General features: G+C 62.8%; 2 protein-coding genes. Both read left to right on the top strand.

Annotated elements, in window-relative coordinates:
- The first annotated feature begins 292 nt into the window (after positions 1 to 292).
- Entirely contained in the window at positions 293 to 2,080 is a 1,788-nt protein-coding gene (locus tag BLX42_RS04180) for a monovalent cation:proton antiporter-2 (CPA2) family protein (RefSeq protein WP_119688059.1), read from the top strand.
- 116 nt (positions 2,081 to 2,196) lie between these two features.
- Positions 2,197 to 3,108: a LysR substrate-binding domain-containing protein gene (locus BLX42_RS04175; RefSeq protein ID WP_115273303.1), complete on the top strand. Its 912-nt coding sequence runs from the start codon at positions 2,197 to 2,199 to the stop codon at positions 3,106 to 3,108.
- Positions 3,109 to 3,245 lie beyond the last annotated feature (137 nt).

Here is a 3,245-nt window from a genome sequence, read left to right as displayed (position 1 = left end):
TGACCCGAAAACGTTATCCCTGAGGCATTTCCCCGACAACAGCGATACTTCAGCAGCGCTCGCAGGATAATTCCCAAAAGGTCGATGCTGAAGCATTTGGTTTCAGGCTCAGAAATGTCTTACGGCTATTGGTCCTTTCGCAGGAAGCCTCGCCACGAGGTCGACCCGGACTGTCACATCAATCGGGACAATGTTTCTTGCCGCAGGCAGATTGTCTGAACCATCCGCAATCCCCAGAATTGCCCGCCACACTGTTCTAACGCTGCCCCGGCAGCTCATGGAGTTCGAGCCAATGCCACACGAAGGCAGCCTTCTGCAAACCGCGGTGATCTTCCTGCTCGCCGCCGTCCTCGCCGTACCCTTGGCCAAACGCCTGCAACTGGGCGCCGTTATCGGCTACCTGCTGGCTGGCGTGGCCATCGGCCCACAGGCCCTGGGCCTGATCCGCGACACCGAAAGTGTGGCGCACATTTCCGAACTGGGCGTGGTCCTGCTGCTGTTCATCATAGGCCTGGAACTGTCGCCCAAGCGCCTGTGGCTGATGCGTAAGTCAGTGTTCGGCGTCGGTACTGCACAGGTGCTGCTGACCGGCGCACTCATCGGCGCCATCGCCCTGTTCGGCTTCGGCCAGTCACTCTCTGCCGCCATCGTGGTCGGCCTTGGCCTGGCCCTGTCGTCCACCGCATTGGGCCTGCAGAGCCTGGCCGAGAGCAAGCAGCTCAACGCCCCGCATGGCCGCCTGGCATTTGCCATCTTGCTGTTCCAGGACATCGCCGCGATCCCGCTGATTGCCCTGGTGCCACTGCTGGCCGCCAGCGGCCAGGACACCAGCCACGGTGACAGCCTGCAAAATGGCCTGAACGTCTTCGCCAGCATCGCTGTGGTGATCATCGGCGGGCGCTACCTGCTGCGCCCAGTGTTCCGCATCGTGGCCCGCACCGGCCTACCGGAAGTGTCCACCGCCACCGCGCTGCTGGTAGTGATCGGCACTGCCTGGCTGATGGAGGAAGCAGGCATTTCCATGGCCCTGGGCGCCTTCCTCGCGGGCCTGCTGCTGGCCGACTCGGAATACCGGCATGAGCTGGAATCGCAGATCGAACCGTTCAAAGGCCTGCTGCTGGGGCTGTTTTTCATGAGTGTCGGCATGGGCGCAAACCTGAGCCTGCTGCTGGAAATGCCGCTGGTGCTGCTGGGCCTGACACTGTTGTTGGTGACGGTCAAACTGGTACTGCTGATCGGCATCGGCCGTCTGGCCGGTGGCCTGCACAGCGCCAGCGCACTGCGCCTGGGGATGGTACTGGCCACCGGTGGTGAGTTCGCCTTCGTGGTGTTCAAGCTGGGCAAGGACCAGGGCCTGTTCGACACCCAGACCTACGACCTGCTGCTGATGACCATCACCCTGTCGATGGCCATCACCCCGCTGCTGATGCTCGGCTGCGCCCGCGCCCTCAAGCGCACGCAACCTGCCCGCGAAGTACCCGAGCAATACAAGGCCATCGATGCCGGTGCCCCACGCGTGGTGATTGTCGGCATGGGCCGCATGGGGCAGATCGTCTCGCGGATCCTGCGGGCGCAGAAAATCCCCTTCGTCGCCCTGGAAACCTCGGTGGACGCCATCGAGATGACCCGCATGCTCGAACAGGCCCCGGTGTTCTACGGCGACCCGCAGCGCCCCGAGGTGCTGCATGCAGCCAAGGTCGGCGAGGCGGAGTATTTCGTTATCACCATCGACGACCCGGAAGTGACTACACGCACGGCAGAACGGGTCAAGCGCCTGTACCCTCACCTTAAAGTGCTGGCCCGCGCGCGTAACCGCCAGCATGTGCACAAGCTGGTGGACGTGGGCGCAGAGCCGATTCGCGAGACGTTCTATTCGAGCCTGGAAATGACCCGCCGGGCGCTGGTCGGGTTGGGGCTGAGCAGTGAACAGGCGGCGGACCGCATCGAGCGGTTTGCCCAGCATGACGAGGAAGTGCTGGAGGCGCAGGGGCAGGTGCGTGATGACCGGGCCAAGGTGATGCAGACGGCCAAGGAAGCGCGGGTGGAGTTGGAGCGGTTGTTTGATTCGGATGCGGATTGAGCGTCAGGCAAATTTCCGGATTGGCCAGCCTGTTCTCAAGGGCAACTGATTTAGCGCTCCGGCAAAAGCGGTAGACTGCGAAAATTGCCCTTAGCGTTCCGCCTGGAGAACGATCATTGGAAGACCTCAACTCCCTCTACTACTTCACCCAAGTGGTCGAGCACGGCGGCTTCGCACCGGCCGGGCGGGCGCTGGACATGCCCAAGTCGAAACTCAGCCGCCGCATCGCCGACCTTGAGGACCGCCTGGGCGTGCGCCTGCTGCACCGCACCAGCCGGCACTGTTCGCTCACCGAGATCGGCCAGGCCTACTACAACCGTTGCCTGGCCATGCGCGTAGAGGCCGAGGGCGCGGCAGAAATCATCGAGCGCAACCGCAGCGAACCGCGCGGGCTGGTGCGCATCAGCTGCCCGACTACCCTGCTCAACTCCTGGGTCGGGCCAATGCTCACCCGCTACATGCTCAAGTATCCGCAGGTAGAGCTGTTCATCGAGAGCACCAACCGCCGCGTCGACCTGCTGCACGAAGGCTTCGACGTAGCGCTGCGCGTGCGCTTCCCGCCGCTGGAAAACACCGACATGGTGATGAAAGTACTGAGCAACAGCACCCAGTGCCTGGTGGGGCACCCGCAGTATCTGGAGCACTTGCCCAAGGGCTTCGACCCGCAGTTGCTCGGCACGCTGCCCAGCGTGCATTGGGGTAGCGCCCAGCGCGAGTACCAGTGGGAGCTGTTCCAGGGCGAGGACATGAGCCGCAGCATCGTGATCCCGCACACACCGCGCATGGTCACCGATGACCTGTTTGCCCTGCGCCATTTCGTGGTGGCCGGAGTTGGTATCGCGCACTTGCCACGGGTGGCGGTGCGCGAAGACCTGGCCGAAGGCCGTTTGGTGGAACTGTTGCCGCAGTGGCACCCGCGCTGCGGCATCGTGCATGCCATCTTCCCTTCGCGGCGTGGGTTGCTGCCGTCGGTGCGGTCGCTGATCGATCACTTGGCGGAGGAATTCGCGTTCAGCGACATGGCCTAGACCAGTAGCAGCGATAGGGTCTCTAGCCGTAAGACATTTCTGAACTTGAAACCAAATGCTTCAGCATCGACCTGCTTGGGAATTATCCTACGAGCGCTGCTGAAGTATCGCTGTTGTCGGGGAAATGCCTCAGGGAT

Source organism: Pseudomonas sp. SG-MS2, assembly GCF_009933855.1.
In the GTDB taxonomy this organism is placed as follows: Bacteria; Pseudomonadota; Gammaproteobacteria; order Pseudomonadales; family Pseudomonadaceae; genus Aquipseudomonas; species Aquipseudomonas putida_E.
The sequence above is the reverse complement of the archived record's forward strand: the minus strand, read 5'-3'. Positions and strand labels throughout refer to the sequence as shown.

Coding starts and splice junctions, on each gene's coding strand:
- BLX42_RS04180 (WP_119688059.1), top strand. CDS start 293: ATGCCACACGAAGGCAGCCTTCTGCAAACCGCGGTGATCTTCCTGCTC.